This window comes from Aquabacterium sp. CECT 9606 (assembly GCF_918741295.1).
GTDB lineage: Bacteria > Pseudomonadota > Gammaproteobacteria > Burkholderiales > Burkholderiaceae_C > Aquabacterium.
This window is the reverse complement of sequence record NZ_CAKKNB010000009.1, coordinates 1-20,687: the sequence shown is the minus strand read 5'-3', so window position 1 is coordinate 20,687 and position 20,687 is coordinate 1. Positions and strand designations below refer to the sequence as shown.

Here is a 20,687-nt window from a genome sequence, read left to right as displayed (position 1 = left end):
GTCAGAACTGGTGGACGGCGGCCGCGAAGGTGCAGCCCGCCCCCACCGCCGCCAGCAGCACCTTGCTGCCCGGTTTGATGCGGCCAGAGCGCAGCGTCTCGTCCAGCGCGATGGCCACCGAGGCCCCGGCCGTGTTGCCATGGTGGGCCACTTCGTCGACCACGGCCTCGGGCGCAAAGCCCAGCTCCTTGGCCGCCATCTGAACCAGGTTGGCGTTGCCCTGGTGCGTGATGAAGATGTCGATGTCGGGCACCGTCAGGCCAGCGCGGTCCAGGGCTTGGTGGCAGGACTCCAGCGTGAAACGCAGGAAGAGCTCGAAGATGTCATTCTTGGGTTCGATGTGCAGGTAGTGCTGGCCTGCGGCCACCGTTTCAAAACTGGCCGGGCGCTGCGCGCCGCCAGCGGGGATGTAAGCGCCCATGCGCTCGATGCCCTCGGCCCCGCACACCATGCTCAGAAAGCCCGGCTTGGTCGTGCTCGGCTCCACCAGCGCACAGCCCGCGCCATCGGCGAACAACACCGTCGATCGGTGGTCCTTCGGGTTGACGTAGCGGCTGCGCGCATCGGCCCCGATCACGAGCACCCGGCGCGCGCCCATCTGGATCGACGCGGCGGCCAGGTCCAGCCCGTACAGAAAACCCGAACAGGCGGCCGAGATGTCAAACGCCATGCAACGCGCGCCCAGCTTGCGGGCCACGATGGTGGCCGTCGATGGGCTGGGCAGGTCGGGCGAGATGGTCGCCATGATGATGCGGTCCACCTGCGAGGCCGAGATCCCGGCCTGGTCCAGGCACCGCTGCGCGGCGATCACGGCCATGTCCGAGGTCGTCTCACCGGGCTGCAGCCAATGGCGGCTGCGGATGCCGGTGCGGCTGACAATCCACGCGTCGTCCACCGTGAGCCCGAAGCGGGCGACCAGTTGGTGGTTGTCCATGACCTGGGTCGGCGTGTAGCTGCCTGTGGCCGTGATGGAAACTGCTTGCTGCATCAAATGAATACTCCGCGCCGCTTCAGCGGCCCACCATGTCAACGGCGATCTTGCCCAGGGTACGGCGAGTCGCCATGCGGTGCTGCGCATCGGGCAGGTCTTGCAGGCCGATGACCTCGGTCAAGGCCGGGCGCAAGGCCCGCTCGTTGACCAGGCGCATGGCCTGCACCCACTCCCGGTGCGTGCCCGCGTGCGAGCCCAGCAGCGAGAGCTGCTTGTTCCACAAGTGCCGCAGGTCCACCTTGGCATCAAAGCCTTCGGTGGCCCCGCAGATCACCAACCGCCCGCCCCAGCTCAGGGCGTCGATGCCGATCTGCCAGGTCGTGGCGCCCACGTGGTCAAACACCACATCGACCCCTTTGCGCTGGGTGATGCGGCGCGCCTCGCGGGCCACGTCATGCAGGTCGCTGCGGATGACGTGGTCGGCCCCCAGCGCCTCGCAAAGCTCGGCCTTGCGCTCGCTGGACGCCACCGCAATGGCCACCGCGCCCAAGGCCTTGGTGAGCTGGATGGCGGCCGTGCCAGTGCCGCCACTGGCGCCAAAAATCAGCACATGTTCGCCCGGCTTGGTCTGGGTGCGCGTGACCAGCATGCGCCACACCGTGAGCATGGCGCTGCTGGTGACGGCCGCCTCGCTCCAGGTCAGGTGAGCGGGCTTGGGCAGGCACTGCGCGGCCTGCACACGGGCGTACTGGGCAAACGAGCCGATCAGCGGCCCGGTCTGGAAGCCCCAGACCTGCATGTCGCGGCAGAACAGCTCTTCGCCAGACAGGCAGCGGGAACAGGTCCGGCAAGATTGGATGGGGTAGGCCACCACCTCGTCACCCACCCGCGGGTAGACCACGCCCGGCCCCACCTCGACCACCACGCCCGCGGCGTCAGAACCCGAGATGTGTGGCAATGGAATCGCGATCCTGGGCAGCCCCTGGCGGGCCCAGATGTCGTTGTGGTTCAAGCCTGCGGCCTCCACCCGGATCACCACCTCGCCAGCGGCAGGGGAGGGGTCTGGCACATCGCCGTAGCGCAGCACATCCAGGCCACCATGTGCTTCGAAATAAACTGCTTTCACGACCACAAGCTCCCATGAATATGTGATGCCATGGAGAACTCTATCATCGGCCGTTTACCGAATAATCGACGGCGGCGCTAGCATCCCCGTCAACCGGGGGGAGGACATTCCCGCGGCTTCAAAGCCCAGCGCCTGTCAGGCCACGGCGCCCTTGCGCTCCAGCATGGCCTGCAGGTCACGCACCGTGGTGCACTCCTGCAAATCCTCGATCGCCAGTTCCACGCCAGTGCGCTCGGCCACGATGCCGATGAACAAAGCCATGCCCAAGGAGTCCCACCCCTCCACAGTTTCCAACACCGCATCGGGCCCGAACAGGCCGGGCAGGCTTTGCGTGGCGTCCTCGATGTCAGTGATTAAACGATCCATGGTGCAAACTCCCAATGAAATGCGTGCCGTTTGTATCATGGCCACGGCCATCGCCACGCCACACCACACCAACCACAGGATCACCATGTCCCTTCTCACCGAGCGCACCCTGGTCAGGGCCGGGGCCACGATGGAGCGCCAGTACCTCACCGGCCTGGACGTGCTGGCATCGCATGCCGCCACCGCGTGCATCCTGGTCTACCCCCAAGGTCTGGACGCCAAGGCACTGATGCAATCGCTGGCCGCCACCTTGAACGCCTACCCGGTGCTGGCCGGGCGGCTCAAGCGCGATGAGAAGGGCCACATCTTCATCGATGCCAGTGACCAGGGCGTGCCCTTCATCGTCAAGCAACACGCCGGGCCCTTGCCTCCCTATGGCGTGGCGCGGCCCATGAACCAGGGCATCCGCCAGTTCTTCAAGCGCATTTACCCGTGGCAGGTGGTGGACCGGCCCCGCGCGCTCATGGTGATCGAACTCCACCAGTTCAGCGATGGCGGCGCCGTGCTGTCGATCAACCCGGTGCACTCGGCCTGCGACGGCGGCGCGCTGTGGGTCTTCCTGATGGATTGGGTTCGAACCCACCATGGCGGCACCCTCACACCACCGGTGCTGGACCGCAATGCGGTGATCCGTTTTGGCCAAGAAAACATGCACCGGCCTTGCGAGCATCCCACCGTGCGCCTCACTCCGCTGCTGCAACGGGTGGTCTTGTACACGCGCTTTGCCTGGCAACACGTCACCCAGCTCGACAGGGTCATCTTCCGCATCACCCCGCAGCAAGTGCAGCAGTGGAAGGACGAGGCCAAGGCCCAACTGCCCGAAGGCACCAGCGTGGCCGCCCATGACCTGGCCATTGCCCACTGCCTGCGGGCCTGGTCAGCCCACCTGCGGGCCAGCAAACCCCGAGCCATCACCGTGATCACCGATCTGCGCTTTCGGCGCCAGCTGGGCCTGGCGCGCAAGTTCATCGGCAACGCGCTGGGGCGCGACCTCGTCACCCTGAGCCCCCAGGAGCTGGCCGATGGGAGCCTGCCCACGCTCGCCCAACGCTGTCACATCCCGCTGGATCGGATCAGCCAGGACGAGTTGCTGGGCTACCTGGGCTACATCGAAGGCCATCGCCAACGGCACACCGTGGGTCAGCTTCTGTCAGAGGGTGGCAAGCAATTGGTCGAGGCGGGCATCATCGTCAACAACTGCGCGCACTTCCCGGTCTACAAGATGGACTTCGGCCAAGGGCCGCCCAGCTGGCACGAAACCGAGCGGCCACCCTACCGTCACCTGCTGTTGACGCCCACGCCCGGCACGGACGGTGGCTTCGACGTGCGACTGACCGCCCGCCGGGGCGAACTGGCCGCCTTGCGCTCGCTGTGAACCAGCTCAGCCGACCTCGCACACCTTGAGCATGTTGGTGCCGCCCGGGTAGCCCATGGGCTCGCCGCAGGTGATGGCGTAGGTGTCGCCCGGCTTGAGCACGCCGCTTTCCACCAGCAGCGATTCGGCCTGCTTGAGCGCCTCGTCGCGGTCGGTGTGGCTGCGGATCAGCAAGGGCTGCACATTGCGGTACAGCGCCATCTTGCGTTGCGAGATGGGTTGCGCCGTCATGCCAAAAATCGGCACGTGGATCTTGTGCCGGCTCATCCACAGCGCGGTCGAGCCCGACTCGGTCAAGGCGATGATGGCCTTGCAACCCAGGTGGTGCGCCGTGAACAGCGCGCCCATGGCGATCGACTGGTCAATGCGGCCAAACTTCTTGTTGGTGAAATCGGCGTCCAGCGTCACGTCTTCGGCGCCCTCGGCGGCCAGCGCGATCGCGGCCATCTGCTCCACCGTCTCGACCGGGTATTTGCCGGCGGCGGTTTCGGCGCTCAGCATCACGGCATCGGTGCCGTCCAGCACCGCATTGGCCACGTCCGACACCTCGGCGCGCGTGGGCACCGGGTTCACGATCATCGACTCCATCATCTGCGTGGCAGTGATCACCACCTTGTCCATCTCGCGTGCCAGCTTGATCATGCGCTTTTGCAGCGCCGGCACCGCCGCATTGCCCACCTCCACGGCCAGGTCGCCGCGCGCCACCATGATCCCGTCAGATGCCTTCAGGATGCTTTCCAGGTTGGGAATGGCCTCGGTGCGCTCGATCTTCGCGATCAGGGCCGGGCGGTGTTTCCAGGGCTCGCCCGCCACGTTGCACAACTGGCGCGCCATCTCCATGTCGGTTGAATTTTTGGGAAAGGACACGGCGATGTAATCGCACTGGAAGCTTGCCGCCGTCCTGATGTCTTCCATGTCCTTGGCCGTCAAGGCAGGCGCGGTCAGGCCGCCACCCTGCTTGTTGATGCCCTTGTTGTTGGACAGCTCACCACCCACCTTCACGATGGTGTTGACAGCCTCGCCCTTGACCGACTCCACGGTCAGCACCAGCAGGCCATCGTTCAGCAGCAGGATGTCGCCAGCGCGCACATCGCGGGGCAGTTCCTTGTAGTCCAGGCCCACGCCGTGGAGGTCACCCGGCTCGACGCGGCTGGCGTCCAGCACGAAAGGCTGGCCGTTTTCCAGCGTCACGCTGCCCTCGGCGAACTTGCCCACTCGGATCTTGGGCCCCTGCAGATCGGCCATGATGGCCACCACCTTGCCCACCTTCTTGGCCACCTCGCGCACCAGGGTGGCGCGGTCGATGTGATCCTGAGCCTTGCCGTGTGAGAAGTTCAGGCGCACCACATCGACCCCCGCGCGCAGCATGCGCTCCAACACCTCGGGTGACGAGGAAGCAGGACCCAGGGTGGCGACGATCTTGGTGGCACGTGGCATGGTATTTCGACTCGTTCAGAGTGGCAGTTGTCTCGCAAACAGTGTCCCACCAAACCGCCAGGTGAAAAGCCGGAATTGGTGCAACAAGACCCTCGCTTGTCGTGTCTTCCCCCGAGACATTACACTGACTCGCACACCTTGCACCCTGAGGTAATGCTTCAGCAAAGTGTCCGATCAGCCGACATGCCAAGGGAGCCCCCAAGCAGTCCATCCCATGAGCCAGCCCACCATCGTTTTCTCGCACGCCAACAGTTTCCCAGCCAGCACCTACCGCGAGCTGCTCGACGCTTGGCGCGCGGCCGGCTACGCCGTACACGCCATTGAAAAAATCGGGCACGACCCGCGCTACCCCGTCACCGCTGACTGGCCGCACCTGGTCCGCCAACTCAAGGATTTCATCGACCACGAAGTGGGCCACCCCGTCTATCTGGTCGGCCACTCTTTGGGCGGCTACCTGAGCATGATGCTGGCCAGCCGCCACCCCGAGCTGGCCCGCGGCGTGGTCGTGCTGGACTCACCCCTGTTGCACGGCTGGCGCGCCTGGGGCCTGAAGCTGGTCAAGGCCCTCGGCGTGGTTGACCGCGTCATGCCCTCCGGCGTGGCCGCCCAGCGCTGCCACGAATGGCCCACCCTCGAGGCCGTGCGCGAGCACTTCATTGCCAAGCCCAAATTCGCCGCCTTCCACCCCGGCGTGTTCGACGCCTACGTGCAGCACGGCACCGAACACCATCCCAGTGTCAGCCGCCGCCTCAGCTTCAAGCGCGAGATCGAATCCCGCATCTACAAAAGCATGCCCGTGAACCTGGTGCAGGAGTTCCGCCGCCATCCGCCGACCTGCCCCATGGCCTTCATCGGCGGCACGCGCTCCAAAGAGCTCCGGGCCGTTCAGCTCGGCGGCGTGCGCCGCGTGGTCGGCTCGGCCAACATGTCGTGGATCGCCGGCACCCACCTGTATCCTTTCGAGCAACCGCAAGCCACCGTGGCCGAAGTGCTGCGCTGGCTGACCCACTTCCAGACCCCCTCCGCTCCCGACATCCCAACGCGATGACCGCACCCGCCTCCGTTGAGCCGCCCCTGCCCTTCGTCACCGTGACCAACTGGGTGCGTGCGGCCAACCTGTGCGGCATCGACATCGGCCGCATCTTCGAAGAAGAAGGCGTCGACACCAGCAACCTGCACCCCGAGACCGCCGTCATCCTGCGCGAGACCATGCAGCGCGTCATGCAGCGCTGCGTCGACGAAACCCGCGCACTGGGCCGTGGCCAGCACTTCCCCCTGGTGCTGGGCGAGACCTTCGCCTTCGAGTACATGTCGGACATCGAAACCTTCATCACCACCAGCCCGACGCTGCGCGAAGCCGCCCGCTCACTGGAATGGATCCCGCCATTGCTCAACCCCTACATGCAGATCTCGCTGGCCGAGCATGGCACCGAGGCACGCATGTCGGTGGCGTTCAACCACCCGGAGGCCTCGCCCGAGACCACCTGGCATTTCACCGAAGGCGTGTTCGCCAGCCTGCTCAAGTTCACCCGCATGCTGCTGGGCGGACAGCAGCTGTTCGGCCGCATCACCTTGCAACACGCGCCCCACCAGGATTGCGGGGCGTGCGAAGCCTTTTTCAACGTGCCCATCTCGTATTCGGCGCCGGTCAGCGCCATGTGGTTCGACCGGGCTCTGCTGGACCTGCCGCTGCGCGGCGGCTTTCCGCGTTTGCACGAACAAGCCGCCCAACGCGTGGTTCAGCAAGTCGCCCAGCGTGCCGAGCAACAGCAGCAAGATGCCAGCGCGCTCGACCACACCGGCCCCCTGGTCCAGCAGATCGAGCGTGCCCTGGCGCACAAACCGCGCCTGCTGGGCCTGGGCCTGGAAGCCCTGGCCGAAGAACTGCACATCCACGCCCGCACCCTGCAACGCCGATTGCGCGAGGTGGGTGACAGCCACTCAGCCATCCTGGCCCGCGTGCGCTACAGCCTGGCCCGCCAATGGCTGCAAGACCCGGCCTTGCCCATCGAAGACATCAGCGACCGCCTAGGGTTCTCTGACCGGCGCAGCTTCACCCAGGCTTTCACGCGCTGGTCGGGCGTCACGCCCAGCCAATACCGCCGCAGCCCCGGCCCCTGACGAAAAGCCTGGTGTTTTCCCTAGCCTTGGCGTGTCGTGAAAATTACCCTGCTGTCGTTGCACACCATAGCCCAGCGGGCGCCAACTGCCTAAAGTTCATTCATCGGAAAGCCTGTGCCCAGTGCGCAACCCCCTGCCGAGGAGATCCCCATGAGCACCACAAAAATGAACCCGCCTCCCATCATCCCGCGTGAAAAGCTGGATTTCGGGCTGGACGGCGACATCCCCCAATACTGGTTGAACGGCGATCCGTTCAAGACCCGTTTCTTCGATGCCCTGTCCACCCTTTTCCCGGTGGGCGAGCGCTTCTTCATCACCTGCGTGCGCGACTTCAAAGACCGCACCACCGACCCCAAGGTGCTGCAGGACATCAAGGACTTCACCCGCCAGGAAGGCCAGCACGGCATCGTCCACACACGCTACAACGACCGCCTGCAAGCCCAGGGTATTGCGGTGAAAGAGATCCTGGCTGGCCAGGAAAAGCGCCTCTTCGGCATCATCCGCAAGCACACCTCGCGCGAGTTCACGCTGGGCATCACAGCCGCGGCCGAACACATCACCGCCATCATGGCCGACTGCTTCGTTGAGCGCCCCGAGATCTTCGAAGGCGCCGACGACCGCATCCGCGCCCTGTACGTGTGGCACGCCATGGAAGAGATGGAGCACAAGGCCGTTGCCTTCGACGTGCTGCAGAACATCGCCAAAAGCAGCTACCGCAACCGCGTTGGCTCCATGCTGCTGGTGACCGTGCTCTTCCCCTTCCATGTCTTCCGGATCATGAAGCACATGTTCGAAGTCGATGGCTTCAGCCGCTGGCAACGCACCAAGATCTGGGCCAAAGGCCTGTGGTGGCTCTACAAGCCGGGTGGTCTGTTCTCGCCCATGGTCGGCAAATACTTCAGCTACCTCAAGCCCGGCTTTCACCCGTGGCAAGACCCCGTCGTGCCCAGCTACGACAACTGGCTGCGCATCCTGAAGGAAACCGGCGACCCCATCCTGGCCGGCAACCGCCTGCACGGCGCCCACGCCTGAGGAGACCACCATGAATCAGCACAATCCCATCGTCCCGCGTGAAAAACTCGATTTCGGCCTGGAAGGTGACATCCCCAAATACTGGTTCGGCGGCAACCCGTTCAAGACGCGCTTCTTCGACGCCATGTCGACCATCTTCCCCGAAGGCGAGCGCTTCTTCATCTCCTGTGTGCGCGATTTCCGCGACCAGGTCAGCGACCCGGTCCTGCGCGAAGAGATCAAGCATTTCATCCGCCAGGAAGGCCAGCACGGCATTGTCCACAGCCAGTACAACGAGCGCCTCAAAGCGCAAGGCATCGACGTCGACATGCTGGAAGGCATGCAGCGCGGCCTGATCGAGTGGATGCGCAAGTACCTGCCCAAAAAGCACACGCTGGCCAACACCGCCGCCGCCGAGCACATGACCTCGATCATGGCGCACAGCTTTTTTGCCCGCAAGGACATCATGGCCTCTGCCGACCCGCGCATGCGCGCCATGTACGCCTGGCACGCCATGGAAGAGATCGAGCACAAGGCCGTTGCTTTCGACGTGATGCAAAAAGTGGCCAAGGTCGGGTATCTGCGCCGCGCGGTGACCATGGTCGAAGTCACCCTGGGCTTCACGATCAATGCCATGCTCAGCACGCGCTACATGCTCAAGGTCGATGGCTTCAGCCGTTGGGAGCGCACCAAGCTGTGGGCGCAGGGCCTGTGGTGGCTGTACAAGCCAGGCACCGGCCTGTTCATGTCGATGTTCTTCCAGTACATCCACTACTACAAGCCTGGCTTCCACCCTTGGCAGCAAGGCCAGATGGACAGCTACAAGCTCTGGCTGGACACCTTCAACCAGACCGGCGACCCGATCCTGGCCGGTGAAGTGCTGCACGCCGCGGCCGCCTGAGCAAGGGCGGTCTCAAGTTGCTCAGTCGACGGCCGATATGGCCGTATGACCGTCCTGCGCACCACCGACGCCCCTGACTGCCCGGCTCCCCCCGCGGCGGCCGTGCCCATCGTGCCGCGCGAGCATCTGGACTTCGGCTTGGACGGTGACATCCCCCGCCACTGGTTTGGCGGCGACCCGTTCAAGACGCGTTTTTTCGACGCGATGTCCACGCTCTTCCCCGAGGGCGAGCGCTTCTTCATCGCCTGCGTGCGCGATTTCCGCGACCAAGTCACCGACCCCGAGCACCTTCAGTCCATCAAGGATTTCACCCGGCAGGAAGCTCAGCACGGCATGGTGCACTCGGCCTTCAACCGTCGCCTGGCGGATCAAGGCATCAAGGTCGACCGCATCCTGGCCAACCAGCGCCGCTTCCTGTTCGATGTGACCCGCCAGAGCCTGTCGCGTCAGCAAACCCTGGCCATCACCGCCGCCTCGGAACACATCACGGCCATCATGGCCCAGGGTTGGTTCGAGCGCCGCGACCTCTTCCGTGGCGCCGACCCGCGCGTTCGCGCGATGTACGTCTGGCACGCCGTTGAAGAAATCGAACACAAAGGCGTCGCATACGACGTCATGCAGCAAGTGGCCCACGTGGGCTACCTGGGGCGCGTGCTCGCACTCCTGCAGGTCAGCATCAACTTTCCGCTGTTCATATTCCAGATCCTGGGGCACATGCTCAAGGTCGACGGCTTCAGCCGCGCTCAACGCCTCAAACTGTGGGCGAAAGGCCTGTGGTGGCTGTACGGCCCTGGCGGCATGGTGTCCGACATCATGCGGCCCTACCTGGCCTGGTACAAACCGGGCTTCCACCCTTGGGACTCAGGCATGCCGCCCAGCTACAAGGTGTGGGCTGAAGCCCTGCAACGCACGGGCAATGTGATCGCCGCCAGCGACGCCCTGCAATCCAACGCCGGTCAAGGCAACTGAAGCTCGCGCGCCAACCGCGCCGCATCCTGCCCATTGAAATTTTGCTGCAGGTACTGCCGGATGCGGATCAGGCGCTGCCCTTCATCCAAGGAAGCATCCTGTGTCAAGTGAGCCCACTCCTGCCGAGCCTTGTCGGCCTGCACCCGCCAACCATCACCGCTGCTGGAGGCCGCCGATGCCAGCAAACCCGCCGATGCAGGCGCCCTGGCCAGCACGTCGTCCAGGCTAGACGCCGCGGGGATCCGGGGGCTCGCCATCAAGCTGGCGATGCGGCGCTGCAGGGCCGCCTCGTCTTCGCCAAAAAACGCCTCTGCCCAGTCGGCACCCAGCAATTGCCGGCGCACCTGGTGCTGCTCGTTCAACGTGGCCTGCCAACTCTTGGGCTCGGTGCCATTGAACGGATGCTGCCAATCGTGGTTTTGCAAACGCGCGTAGCGGTCCCAGATGGCCAACACCTGCGCGCTGTTGGCCTGCCCCAGGTCCGCCAGAGCGTCCTGCTCCAGGGTCGCGCGCACCTCCACCATGGTCACGCCTTTGCCCAAGGGCAGGTAGCTGTCAAACCGTTCGCGCAAGGCACGACCTGGCACCAGCTTGCCGCCCAGCACCGACCACGCCTTGGGTGCCCAGCCGCCGGGGGGCCGCACTGCGGCCCCTTTGGCCACCGGCGGCGCAGGCTCCAGGCCTGAGGCCGCCACAGGCAAAGCCGCCTTTCCGGCCTCCACCTCGGGCCCTTGCCCCCGCTCGTACCACCAGACCAGCAAGCCGGCGATGGCCAGGACCAGCAGCGCGCGCTTGACCATGGCCGGTCAGCCTGCCGCGCGCTTTTGCAGAATCTCGAACGCCGGCAGGGTCTTGCCTTCCAGCACTTCCAGGAACGCGCCGCCACCGGTCGAGATGTAGCCCACGTCCTTCTCGATGCCGTATTTGGCAATCGCCGCCAACGTGTCGCCACCACCCGCGATGCTGAAGGCACTGGATTCGGCAATCGCCTTGGCAATGGTCCTGGTGCCATTTTCAAACGCGGCAAACTCGAACACGCCCACGGGGCCATTCCACACGATCGTGCCCGCGGCCTTCAACTTGGCCGCCAGGGTCTCGGCCGTCTTCGGTCCGATGTCCAGGATCATGTCGTCGTCGGCCACCTCAGTCGCCGCCTTCACGGTGGCCGGCGCATCGGCGGCAAAGGTCTTGGCCACCACCACATCTTCCGGAATAGGCACTTCCGCGCCACGCGCCTTCATGGCCTCGATCACCGCCGTGGCCGCCCCCACCAGGTCCTTCTCAACCAGCGACTTGCCCACGTTCAAACCTGCCGCCAGCATGAACGTGTTGGCGATACCGCCCCCCACGATCAGGCCATCCACATTCTTGGAAAGCGCCTCCAGGATGGTCAGCTTGCTGGACACCTTGGAGCCCGCCACGATGGCCACCAGGGGCCGCTTTGGCGCCGCCAAGGCCTTGTTCAGCGCATCGATCTCGGCCGACAGCAAGGGTCCTGCACAGGCCACCTTGGCATACTGCGCGATGCCATAGGTCGTGCCCTCAGCACGGTGCGCCGTGCCAAAAGCGTCGTTCACAAAGATGTCGCAAAGGGCCGCCAGCTTGCGAGCCAGTTCTTCGCTGTTTTTCTTCTCGCCCTTGTTCAAGCGGCAGTTTTCCAGCAACACCACATCGCCTTGCGCCACCGTCACGCCATCTACCCAGTTTGACACCAGCCTGACCTCGCGCCCCAGCAGTTCGCCCAGGCGCTTGGCCACGGGCGCCAGCGAATCCGCCATCGTGAACTCGCCCTCCGTCGGCCGGCCCAAGTGCGACGTCACCATCACCGCGGCGCCGGCCTTGAGCGCGAGCTCAATCGCGGGCACCGAAGCCCGCACGCGCGTGTCTTCCGTGATGTTGCCGGCATCGTCTTGCGGCACGTTTAAATCGGCGCGGATGAACACGCGCTGGCCAGCCACCTTGCCTTGGGCCACGAGGTCTTCAAATCGGAGGATGTTCATGATGATGAAATAGAGGTGAAAGACGAAACGGAATTTGGGCCTGATTGTAGATAGCCTCGCTGCGCCCAACACCAGGGGTCAATCCGGGAAGCCGCACGTTCGTTACAAACCTCAAGCAGAGTCACCACCCCAGCCCCAGTTTCAAGGCCAGCAGAACCACCATACCGCTCATGATGGTGCCGAGCATTCCTTTTCGCCACCAAGCCCATGCCACTGCCGCAGCCGTTGCAAAAAAACGGGCATCGCGCCAGTCATGCGGCCAATGCCCCTGCACAAGCAACACCTCCGGGAACACAACAGCGCTCAAGGCGGCCAAGGGCGCGTAGCGCAAGCCGCGCTCCAGCCAAGCAGGCAAGCGCCATGGCTCTTTGCTCAAGAAAAAGAAAGACCGGGTGAACGCAGAGATCGCCACCAGCCCCAAGGCCGCGATCACCATCTCCGTGGTGCTCATCGGTGCACTCAAGGCGCCCAACTCACGCCCCCTTGGACGGCCCCGCAGCGGCCCCGTCCTTGCGATGCATCTCGGTCACCTTGTCCAGCAACAGCCCACAGGCCACCGCCGAAGCCACGGCCACCACCATGTTGAGCTTGAACGGCAAACCGAAAGCCGCCACCGCGGCGGTCCCCGCCAGCCCCGCGCTCAGCGCCGTCGCCCGGTCGTTGGTCAGAGACACCAGCAGCCCTACCAAGGCCAAGGTCCCCGCGAACCCCAGCCCCCATTGAGTGGGGATCGCGCCCGCGAACAACACGCCCGCCAGGGACGCCACATTCCACGCGACCCAGTTGACCGAAAACAAGCCCACAAAGTAGGCCAAGGGTGCCGGATTCTCTGAGCTGGCCGGCAGCGAGGTCCCATGCCTTTGCATCATCATCACGTAAGTGATGTCGGCCGTGAGGTAGCCCGCCACCAAACGCCAACGCAAGGGCAAACTCATCATGTGCACGCGCATTTGCGCGCTGAAAATGACGAACCGGAGGTTCACGCACAGGGCCGTCACCCAGACCACCCACAGAGGAGCGCCGGCCAGCATCAAAGGCAACGCCGCCAACTGGGCGCTCGCCGCGAAAACGCTCAGGCTCATCAGCAAAGCAATCGGCAGGGGCAGCCCTGCCTTGACCATGGCCACGCCTGTGACCAACCCCCAGGCCAGCACGCCCGGCATCACCGCCCCCATGTCATGGGCGCCCCGGCGAAACTCCGCATGCCGCCACAACGATGTGTGGAGCAAACCCCACGGTCCCGTATCTCGACTCATGCCGCCATTGTCACGGCAAGACCCTGCTCCGCTTCGTCAATGCCCGCTCGATTTGGCCGATTTGCCTTTACCAGGTTTGGCCTCAGGCTCTTCCGTATCCTCATCGTCGTTGTCGGCAGGTGCCGACGGCTTAGAAGCTGCGGCGGGCGGTGCTGGTCGTGGCACCACCGGCGCGATTCCTTCCAGCTTGTTCTCGCGCATGTATTCGTCCATCTCACGCCACCCCGTGAACACCGCCGACTTCTCAGCTTTGGGATTCAGCAGGTAACAGTCTTCAATGGCCCGCATCGCGTGTCGGCAAGCACTGCCCACGGCTTTTGCATCGGCCACTTGGCGCTCGGCCGCCTTCTCTGGAGTTTCAATGCCCAGTTGGTCGCAGCCTGACAGGCCCATCACGCCCATCAACATGCCCGTGACCACGAACCAAGCCCTGGTCCATCGCCAAGCTGCCACTGAACTCCATGCCATCCTCATTTTGTGCTCCAAATCGCCACGCTGTGCCGCCCATGCAGCACGCTGCCTCTGCATTCGCAGGCGATAGCGCCAACATGGGTCTGCCTTCGTTTACGACCAGACCGAAGGCCAACTTGAGTCAATTCTCATCATCCGAGAAAAAAGAAAGGGCCCCTCAGGGCCCTTGGTTCGTCGCTCCGGTGTGTGACAGTCATCACGCCCCCCGTTCACCTATCAGTGAATCAAACGATCTTCGGCTTCGACAAACAACTCGTCCAGGATCAAAGCATCTGGTTCTTCCCCGCGGCTCCAAAAAAGCATCAGCACAATGATCTTGAGGTCTTCCAAACTGATCGGACCGCCAGGTATCACCAAGGCGCGATCCAGCACCACTTCTCGCAAGCGGGTCGACAACACGCCAGCCGACTCCAAAAATTGCAGGAAGCCCAGCGCCTCGGCACCCAAATGCTCCAACTCCAAGGTCGAATACACACGGGTGCTGCCTTCGGATTGGTCCAACCCTTCGTGAGAAGACAAGGTATTCAGACCATCCAGCCAAACCAAAGCCTCTCGGATCTCATCGGCTTCAAATCCCACCGCAGTGAGCTTACGCGCCAAGAGGTCAGACTCAGGACAGGCATCGGGCCGCCAGTAGTGTTCGTAAAGGTAGACCAAGACATCGAACATGAAAACACTATAGCGCAATGAATCGCTGCCAGCACAGCGAAGGTGAAACAGAGCGTCCCACAAAGCAAAAAGCCCAACCTTGCGGTTGGGCTTCATGGCATTAATAGCCTGACGATGTCCTACTTTCACACGGGAACCCGCACTATCATCGGCGCTGAGTCGTTTCACTGTCCTGTTCGGGATGGGAAGGAGTGGTACCAACTCGCTATGGTCATCAGGCTTAACTGTTCACCGGCCTGTGTTCTCTAGATCGAGGCACAAGCCAGTTTAATTCGCAGAGTCGAGATTATATCAGCGTTATTTGATTTTTGATCACGTCGCAGCGCCAATATCTTTTGAAGATATATTTTGGCAAACGGCTAACGGATTCAACAGTCACTGTTGACGACTTGGTGAATCTATTTCGATTCATCACAAGCATCAAAGTTATAGGGTCAAGCCTCACGAGCAATTAGTATTGGTTAGCTTAACGCATTACTGCGCTTCCACACCCAACCTATCAACGTCCTGGTCTTGAACGACTCTTCAGGGGGCTCAAGGCCCCGGCAAGACTTATCTTGAGACGAGTTTCCCGCTTAGATGCTTTCAGCGGTTATCTCTTCCGCACTTAGCTACTCGGCAATGCCACTGGCGTGACAACCGATACACCAGAGGTGCGTCCACTCCGGTCCTCTCGTACTAGGAGCAGGCTCTCTCAATCTTGCAGCGCCCACGGAAGATAGGGACCAAACTGTCTCACGACGTTTTAAACCCAGCTCACGTACCTCTTTAAATGGCGAACAGCCATACCCTTGGGACCGGCTACAGCCCCAGGATGAGATGAGCCGACATCGAGGTGCCAAACACCGCCGTCGATATGAACTCTTGGGCGGTATCAGCCTGTTATCCCCAGAGTACCTTTTATCCGTTGAGCGATGGCCCTTCCATACAGAACCACCGGATCACTTTGTCCTACTTTCGTACCTGCTCGACTTGTCAGTCTCGCAGTCAAGCACGCTTATGCCAATGCACTATCAACACGATTTCCGACCGTATTTAGCGTACCTTCGAACTCCTCCGTTACACTTTGGGAGGAGACCGCCCCAGTCAAACTGCCCACCATACACTGTCCCCATCCCGGATAACGGGACAAGGTTAGAACCTCAAACACACCAGGGTGGTATTTCAACGTTGGCTCCACAGCACCTAGCGGCACTGCTTCAAAGCCTCCCACCTATCCTACACAGATCTGTTCAAAGTCCAATGTAAAGCTACAGTAAAGGTTCATGGGGTCTTTCCGTCTTTCCGCGGGGAGATTGCATCATCACAAACATTTCAACTTCGCTGAGTCTCTGGAGGAGACAGTGTGGCCATCATTACGCCATTCGTGCAGGTCGGAACTTACCCGACAAGGAATTTCGCTACCTTAGGACCGTTATAGTTACGGCCGCCGTTTACTGGGACTTCGATCAAGAGCTTGCACCCCATCAATTAATCTTCCAGCACCGGGCAGGCGTCACACCCTATACGTCGACTTTCGTCTTTGCAGAGTGCTGTGTTTTTATTAAACAGTTGCAGCCACCGATTCTTTGCAACCTCATTGGGCTCCCCAAGTAAATGGTTCACCTACTAAAGGCACACCTTCTTCCGAAGTTACGGTGTCAATTTGCCGAGTTCCTTCTCCAGAGTTCTCTCAAGCGCCTTAGAATACTCATCTCGCGCACCAGTGTCGGTTTGCGGTACGGTCAATCTATAGCTGAAGCTTAGTGGCTTTTCCTGGAAGCAGGGTATCACTCACTTCGTCTGCAAGCAGACTCGTTATCACCCCTCATCTAATCCCGGCGGATTTGCCTACCGGGCATGACTACAGGCTTGAACCAACATATCCAACAGTTGGCTGAGCTAACCTTCTCCGTCCCCACATCGCACTATAGATCGGTACAGGAATATTGACCTGTTTCCCATCAGCTACGCATCTCTGCCTCGCCTTAGGGGCCGACTCACCCTACGCCGATGAACGTTGCGTAGGAAACCTTGCGCTTTCGGCGAGGGGGCTTTTCACCCCCTTTAACGCTACTCATGTCAGCATTCGCACTTCTGATACCTCCAGCAGGCTTCACAACCCACCTTCTCAGGCTTACAGAACGCTCTCCTACCATCTGCAATAAATTGCAAATCCACAGCTTCGGTAACTGGCTTAGCCCCGTTACATCTTCCGCGCAGGACGACTCGATCAGTGAGCTATTACGCTTTCTTTAAATGATGGCTGCTTCTAAGCCAACATCCTGACTGTTTTAGCCTTCCCACTTCGTTTCCCACTTAGCCAATTTTAGGGACCTTAGCTGGTGGTCTGGGTTGTTTCCCTCTTGAGTCCGGACGTTAGCACCCGGTGCTCTGTCTCCCAAGCTGTACTCATCGGTATTCGGAGTTTGCAATGGTTTGGTAAGTCGCCATGACCCCCTAGCCATAACAGTGCTCTACCCCCGATGGTAATACTTGAGGCACTACCTAAATAGTTTTCGGAGAGAACCAGCTATTTCCAAGTTTGTTTAGCCTTTCACCCCTATCCACAGCTCATCCGCTAATTTTGCAACATTAGTCGGTTCGGACCTCCAGCACCTGTTACGGTACCTTCATCCTGGCCATGGATAGATCACTTGGTTTCGGGTCTACACCCAGCGACTGGACGCCCTATTCGGACTCGGTTTCCCTGCGCCTTCCCTATTCGGTTAAGCTTGCCACTGAATGTAAGTCGCTGACCCATTATACAAAAGGTACGCAGTCACCCTTGCGGGCTCCTACTTTTTGTATGCATGCGGTTTCAGGATCTATTTCACTCCCCTCCCGGGGTTCTTTTCGCCTTTCCCTCACGGTACTTGTTCACTATCGGTCGATTACGAGTATTTAGCCTTGGAGGATGGTCCCCCCATATTCAGACAGGATTTCTCGTGTCCCGCCCTACTTGTCGCACGCTTAGTTCCACCACCAACTTTTCTCATACGGGGCTATCACCCACTATGGCCAGCGTTTCCAAGCTGTTTTGATAAGTCGATGGCTAAAACGTGCAGGCTCTTCCGATTTCGCTCGCCACTACTTTCGGAATCTCGGTTGATGTCTTTTCCTCGAGCTACTTAGATGTTTCAGTTCACTCGGTTCGCCTTGCATGCCTATGTATTCAGCATGCAATACCCTTGCGGGTGGGTTTCCCCATTCGGAAATCTCCGGATCAAAGCTAATTTGCCAGCTCCCCGAAGCTTATCGCAGGCTATCACGTCCTTCGTCGCCTGTAATCGCCAAGGCATCCACCACATGCACTTAGTCACTTGACCCTATAACTTTGACGCCAATGCTAAGGCGTCGGTCAAGGACTGTTGAGCATCACACAGCACGTTAAACCGTGTGATCTCGCGTTATGCCGTTTCTTCAATTCATCAGAATTCATTCCCTTCGGAATGAATCCGAAGTTGAAGTTCTGTGACGCAATCAAAAATCGTTACTGGCGGCACGGTGTCATCCCCTTGCGAGAACAACTTTCCGCCAGCAACGCTGATTATTTCGACTCTACGAATTTTTAAAGAGCAACAGCTTAAAAAGCTGCAAACCAAAGGCCCCGAATCAAACTTGATCCAGAGCATTGGGTTTGCAACCGATGCGTTCAGAGTGAAGGCTTGTGTTTCTATCTATTTCCAAGTCTTGGTGGAGGATGACGGGATCGAACCGACGACCCCCTGCTTGCAAAGCAGGTGCTCTCCCAGCTGAGCTAATCCCCCGACTTGAAGTTGGTGGGTCTGGTTGGATTCGAACCAACGACCCCCGCCTTATCAAGACGGTGCTCTAACCGACTGAGCTACAGACCCAACGCGTCTTGTATGCGCCAGGTGCTCAGCAGTACTTGCCAAGCTTGCGCTTCACTCTTGTTGCTTATCAACAGCCGATAAGTGTGGGTGCTTGAACTCAATCAGCACTTGTGACCTTGGCTCATTCAATGACTACGAATAGTCAATGCGTGGCTTTGGTATTTTCCAGAAAGGAGGTGATCCAGCCGCACCTTCCGATACGGCTACCTTGTTACGACTTCACCCCAGTCACGAACCCTGCCGTGGTAATCGCCCCCCTTGCGGTTAGGCTAACTACTTCTGGCAGAACCCGCTCCCATGGTGTGACGGGCGGTGTGTACAAGACCCGGGAACGTATTCACCGCGACATGCTGATCCGCGATTACTAGCGATTCCGACTTCACGCAGTCGAGTTGCAGACTGCGATCCGGACTACGACCGGTTTTCTGGGATTAGCTCCCCCTCGCGGGTTGGCAGCCCTCTGTACCGGCCATTGTATGACGTGTGTAGCCCTACCCATAAGGGCCATGAGGACCTGACGTCATCCCCACCTTCCTCCGGTTTGTCACCGGCAGTCTCATTAGAGTGCCCAACCAAATGTAGCAACTAATGACAAGGGTTGCGCTCGTTGCGGGACTTAACCCAACATCTCACGACACGAGCTGACGACGGCCATGCAGCACCTGTGTTCAAGCTCTCTTTCGAGCACTTTCACATCTCTGCAAAATTCTTGACATGTCAAGGGTAGGTAAGGTTTTTCGCGTTGCATCGAATTAAACCACATCATCCACCGCTTGTGCGGGTCCCCGTCAATTCCTTTGAGTTTCAACCTTGCGGCCGTACTCCCCAGGCGGTCAACTTCACGCGTTAGCTTCGTTACTGAACAGCAAGCCGTCCAACAACCAGTTGACATCGTTTAGGGCGTGGACTACCAGGGTATCTAATCCTGTTTGCTCCCCACGCTTTCGTGCATGAGCGTCAGTACAGGTCCAGGGGATTGCCTTCGCCATCGGTGTTCCTCCGCATATCTACGCATTTCACTGCTACACGCGGAATTCCATCCCCCTCTACCGTACTCTAGCCTTGCAGTCACAAATGCAGTTCCCAGGTTAAGCCCGGGGATTTCACATCTGTCTTGCAAAGCCGCCTGCGCACGCTTTACGCCCAGTAATTCCGATTAACGCTCGCACCCTACGTATTACCGCGGCTGCTGGCACGTAGTTAGCCGGTGCTTATTCTTCAGGTACCGTCATCCTCCCGAGGTATTAGCCCAGAAGATTTCTTCCCTGACAAAAGCAGTTTACAACCCGAAGGCCTTCTTCCTGCACGCGGCATTGCTGGATCAGGCTTGCGCCCATTGTCCAAAATTCCCCACTGCTGCCTCCCGTAGGAGTCTGGGCCGTGTCTCAGTCCCAGTGTGGCTGGTCGTCCTCTCAGACCAACTACAGATCGTTGCCTTGGTAGGCCTTTACCCCACCAACTAGCTAATCTGACATCGGCCGCTCCAATAGCGCAAGGTCTTGCGATCCCCTGCTTTCACCCTCAGGTCGTATGCGGTATTAATCCGGCTTTCGCCGGGCTATCCCCCACTATTGGGCACGTTCCGATGTATTACTCACCCGTTCGCCACTCGCCACCAGGATTGCTCCCGTGCTGCCGTTCGACTTGCATGTGTAAGGCATGCCGCCAGCGTTCAATCTGAGCCAGGATCAAACTCTTCAGTTTAATCTCTGTTTAAAAACTCACTCTAAACGGAATTGATCAGATCTTCACAAGTGAATTTCTTTTCATCTATCCGTGAGTATTCGGATTCAATCTCTTGCGAGATCTTCACCAACGACTTTTTATCGCCGCTTGGCTTTTCTCATCCAAACACCCACGCTTATCGGCTGTTAATTTTTAAAGAGCATTTGCTGATCAGTCATCAGCACAGAAGCGAGATTATGACTCACTTCGATCATCTTGTCAAGCATCTGCGTAATCTTTGTTTTGATCACTTTCAGAAGCCTCACAACATGACCTGGTCATGCCGCCAACCCAAGCAAACATCACCATCACAGTGAATGTCGCGCAGAGAAGACGAAGCCCCCACCTACGTAGGCGGGGGCCTGTGCATTAATAGCCTGACGATGTCCTACTTTCACACGGGAACCCGCACTATCATCGGCGCTGAGTCGTTTCACTGTCCTGTTCGGGATGGGAAGGAGTGGTACCAACTCGCTATGGTCATCAGGCTTAA

The 20,687-nt window shown here is 60.4% G+C and carries 16 protein-coding genes, 2 tRNA genes and 4 rRNA genes; 6 read left to right on the top strand and 16 right to left on the bottom strand.

Features of this window, described 5'->3' with window-relative positions; translation table 11 throughout:
- Position 1: 1 nt before the first annotated feature.
- From LQ232_RS23330 to LQ232_RS23320, 3 genes are all read right to left on the bottom strand, one after another.
- Positions 2 to 988, bottom strand: coding sequence for a 3-oxoacyl-ACP synthase III family protein (locus tag LQ232_RS23330; RefSeq protein WP_230182798.1), 987 nt, complete (start codon positions 986 to 988; stop codon positions 2 to 4).
- A gap of 22 nt (positions 989 to 1,010) precedes the next feature.
- Positions 1,011 to 2,057, bottom strand: a complete 1,047-nt coding sequence (locus tag LQ232_RS23325) for a zinc-binding dehydrogenase (protein WP_230182797.1) — start codon at positions 2,055 to 2,057, stop codon at positions 1,011 to 1,013.
- A gap of 135 nt (positions 2,058 to 2,192) precedes the next feature.
- The gene (locus LQ232_RS23320) at positions 2,193 to 2,423 is read right to left on the bottom strand and encodes an acyl carrier protein (protein ID WP_230182796.1); all 231 of its coding nucleotides are present in this window, start codon (positions 2,421 to 2,423) and stop codon (positions 2,193 to 2,195) included.
- Between the two features lie 85 nt (positions 2,424 to 2,508).
- Here LQ232_RS23320 and LQ232_RS23315 point away from each other — a divergent pair, with 85 nt between their 5' ends.
- Positions 2,509 to 3,798, top strand: coding sequence for an acyltransferase (locus tag LQ232_RS23315; RefSeq protein WP_230182795.1), 1,290 nt, complete (start codon positions 2,509 to 2,511; stop codon positions 3,796 to 3,798).
- A 6-nt stretch (positions 3,799 to 3,804) separates the two neighbouring features.
- Here the strand turns inward: LQ232_RS23315 and pyk are convergent, their stop codons facing one another.
- On the bottom strand, positions 3,805 to 5,235 hold the full coding sequence (pyk, locus tag LQ232_RS23310; protein WP_230182794.1) for a pyruvate kinase: 1,431 nt from the start codon (positions 5,233 to 5,235) through the stop codon (positions 3,805 to 3,807).
- 214 nt (positions 5,236 to 5,449) lie between these two features.
- Here pyk and LQ232_RS23305 point away from each other — a divergent pair, with 214 nt between their 5' ends.
- The 5 genes from LQ232_RS23305 to LQ232_RS23285 all read left to right on the top strand — a co-directional run bounded on the left by LQ232_RS23305 (position 5,450) and on the right by LQ232_RS23285 (position 10,237).
- On the top strand, positions 5,450 to 6,283 hold the full coding sequence (locus tag LQ232_RS23305) for an alpha/beta fold hydrolase (protein ID WP_230182793.1): 834 nt from the start codon (positions 5,450 to 5,452) through the stop codon (positions 6,281 to 6,283).
- A complete protein-coding gene (locus LQ232_RS23300; protein WP_230182792.1) occupies positions 6,280 to 7,356 on the top strand; it encodes an AraC family transcriptional regulator in 1,077 nt (358 codons plus the stop codon). Before LQ232_RS23305 ends, LQ232_RS23300 begins: the two co-directional genes overlap by 4 nt.
- A gap of 150 nt (positions 7,357 to 7,506) precedes the next feature.
- Positions 7,507 to 8,388, top strand: coding sequence for a metal-dependent hydrolase (locus tag LQ232_RS23295; protein WP_230182791.1), 882 nt, complete (start codon positions 7,507 to 7,509; stop codon positions 8,386 to 8,388).
- 10 nt (positions 8,389 to 8,398) lie between these two features.
- Positions 8,399 to 9,268, top strand: a complete 870-nt coding sequence (locus tag LQ232_RS23290; RefSeq protein ID WP_230182790.1) for a metal-dependent hydrolase — start codon at positions 8,399 to 8,401, stop codon at positions 9,266 to 9,268.
- Between the two features lie 45 nt (positions 9,269 to 9,313).
- Positions 9,314 to 10,237, top strand: coding sequence for a metal-dependent hydrolase (locus LQ232_RS23285; protein WP_230182789.1), 924 nt, complete (start codon positions 9,314 to 9,316; stop codon positions 10,235 to 10,237).
- On the opposite strand, the gene LQ232_RS23280 is transcribed toward LQ232_RS23285, so the two are convergent.
- The 12 genes from LQ232_RS23280 to rrf (LQ232_RS23225) all read right to left on the bottom strand — a co-directional run bounded on the left by LQ232_RS23280 (position 10,225) and on the right by rrf (LQ232_RS23225) (position 20,682).
- Positions 10,225 to 11,037: a lipase chaperone gene (locus LQ232_RS23280; RefSeq protein ID WP_230182788.1), complete on the bottom strand. Its 813-nt coding sequence runs from the start codon at positions 11,035 to 11,037 to the stop codon at positions 10,225 to 10,227. The genes LQ232_RS23285 and LQ232_RS23280 overlap by 13 nt on opposite strands.
- A 6-nt stretch (positions 11,038 to 11,043) precedes the next feature.
- Positions 11,044 to 12,237, bottom strand: coding sequence for a phosphoglycerate kinase (locus LQ232_RS23275; protein ID WP_230182787.1), 1,194 nt, complete (start codon positions 12,235 to 12,237; stop codon positions 11,044 to 11,046).
- Between the two features lie 121 nt (positions 12,238 to 12,358).
- Entirely contained in the window at positions 12,359 to 12,688 is a 330-nt protein-coding gene (locus LQ232_RS23270) for an AzlD domain-containing protein (RefSeq protein ID WP_230182786.1), read from the bottom strand.
- 22 nt (positions 12,689 to 12,710) lie between these two features.
- Entirely contained in the window at positions 12,711 to 13,493 is a 783-nt protein-coding gene (locus LQ232_RS23265) for an AzlC family ABC transporter permease (RefSeq protein ID WP_230182785.1), read from the bottom strand.
- 36 nt (positions 13,494 to 13,529) lie between these two features.
- A complete protein-coding gene (locus tag LQ232_RS23260) occupies positions 13,530 to 13,946 on the bottom strand; it encodes a hypothetical protein (RefSeq protein ID WP_230182784.1) in 417 nt (138 codons plus the stop codon).
- 234 nt (positions 13,947 to 14,180) lie between these two features.
- Positions 14,181 to 14,633, bottom strand: coding sequence for a DUF494 family protein (locus tag LQ232_RS23255; protein WP_230182805.1), 453 nt, complete (start codon positions 14,631 to 14,633; stop codon positions 14,181 to 14,183).
- A 106-nt stretch (positions 14,634 to 14,739) separates the two neighbouring features.
- Positions 14,740 to 14,852 (bottom strand): 5S ribosomal RNA (rrf, locus tag LQ232_RS23250).
- Positions 14,853 to 15,063: 211 nt separating this feature from the next.
- A 23S ribosomal RNA gene (locus LQ232_RS23245) occupies positions 15,064 to 17,941 on the bottom strand.
- A 365-nt stretch (positions 17,942 to 18,306) separates the two neighbouring features.
- A tRNA-Ala gene (locus LQ232_RS23240) sits at positions 18,307 to 18,382 on the bottom strand.
- A 10-nt stretch (positions 18,383 to 18,392) separates the two neighbouring features.
- A tRNA-Ile gene (locus LQ232_RS23235) sits at positions 18,393 to 18,469 on the bottom strand.
- Positions 18,470 to 18,638: 169 nt separating this feature from the next.
- Positions 18,639 to 20,173, bottom strand: a 16S ribosomal RNA gene (locus LQ232_RS23230).
- A gap of 396 nt (positions 20,174 to 20,569) precedes the next feature.
- A 5S ribosomal RNA gene (rrf, locus tag LQ232_RS23225) occupies positions 20,570 to 20,682 on the bottom strand.
- Together the 16S, 23S and 5S rRNA genes with 2 tRNA genes alongside form the textbook arrangement of a ribosomal RNA operon.
- Between the last annotated feature and the right edge of the window lie 5 nt (positions 20,683 to 20,687).

Excerpts from the sequence above, each read along its gene's own strand:
- LQ232_RS23330 (WP_230182798.1), bottom strand. The coding sequence starts at position 988 with ATGCAGCAAGCAGTTTCCATCACGGCCACAGGCAGCTACACGCCGACC.
- LQ232_RS23320 (WP_230182796.1), bottom strand. The coding sequence starts at position 2,423 with ATGGATCGTTTAATCACTGACATCGAGGACGCCACGCAAAGCCTGCCC.
- LQ232_RS23315 (WP_230182795.1), top strand. The coding sequence starts at position 2,509 with ATGTCCCTTCTCACCGAGCGCACCCTGGTCAGGGCCGGGGCCACGATG.
- pyk (WP_230182794.1), bottom strand. The coding sequence starts at position 5,235 with ATGCCACGTGCCACCAAGATCGTCGCCACCCTGGGTCCTGCTTCCTCG.
- LQ232_RS23305 (WP_230182793.1), top strand. The coding sequence starts at position 5,450 with ATGAGCCAGCCCACCATCGTTTTCTCGCACGCCAACAGTTTCCCAGCC.
- LQ232_RS23300 (WP_230182792.1), top strand. The coding sequence starts at position 6,280 with ATGACCGCACCCGCCTCCGTTGAGCCGCCCCTGCCCTTCGTCACCGTG.
- LQ232_RS23295 (WP_230182791.1), top strand. The coding sequence starts at position 7,507 with ATGAGCACCACAAAAATGAACCCGCCTCCCATCATCCCGCGTGAAAAG.
- LQ232_RS23290 (WP_230182790.1), top strand. The coding sequence starts at position 8,399 with ATGAATCAGCACAATCCCATCGTCCCGCGTGAAAAACTCGATTTCGGC.
- LQ232_RS23285 (WP_230182789.1), top strand. The coding sequence starts at position 9,314 with ATGACCGTCCTGCGCACCACCGACGCCCCTGACTGCCCGGCTCCCCCC.
- LQ232_RS23280 (WP_230182788.1), bottom strand. The coding sequence starts at position 11,037 with ATGGTCAAGCGCGCGCTGCTGGTCCTGGCCATCGCCGGCTTGCTGGTC.
- LQ232_RS23275 (WP_230182787.1), bottom strand. The coding sequence starts at position 12,237 with ATGAACATCCTCCGATTTGAAGACCTCGTGGCCCAAGGCAAGGTGGCT.
- LQ232_RS23270 (WP_230182786.1), bottom strand. The coding sequence starts at position 12,688 with ATGAGCACCACGGAGATGGTGATCGCGGCCTTGGGGCTGGTGGCGATC.
- LQ232_RS23265 (WP_230182785.1), bottom strand. The coding sequence starts at position 13,493 with ATGAGTCGAGATACGGGACCGTGGGGTTTGCTCCACACATCGTTGTGG.
- LQ232_RS23255 (WP_230182805.1), bottom strand. The coding sequence starts at position 14,633 with ATGTTCGATGTCTTGGTCTACCTTTACGAACACTACTGGCGGCCCGAT.